The organism is Microbacterium sp. PF5 (genome assembly GCF_004794315.1).
GTDB classification, from domain to species: domain Bacteria; phylum Actinomycetota; class Actinomycetes; order Actinomycetales; family Microbacteriaceae; genus Microbacterium; species Microbacterium sufflavum.
Map to the genome: position 1 here is coordinate 1 of NZ_SSDQ01000100.1, position 268 is coordinate 268.

Sequence of the window (268 nt, forward strand, 5' to 3'; positions counted from 1 at the left end):
TTTGAGCAATGGAGGGACGCAGAAGGATAGAAGAAGCGTGCGATTGGTTGTGCACGTCCAAGCAGTTAGGCTGATAAGTAGGCAAATCCGCTTATCGTGAAGGCTGAGCTGTGATGGGGAAGCTCCTTATGGAGCGAAGTCTTTGATTCCCCGCTGCCAAGAAAAGCTTCTAGCGAGATAAAAGGTGCCTGTACCGCAAACCGACACAGGTAGGCGAGGAGAGAATCCTAAGGTGTGCGAGAGAACTCTGGTTAAGGAACTCGGCAAA

General features: G+C 50.7%; 1 rRNA gene. It reads left to right on the top strand.

Features of this window, described 5'->3' with window-relative positions:
* Nucleotides 1-268, top strand: a 23S ribosomal RNA gene (locus DW297_RS07800); the annotation flags it as partial.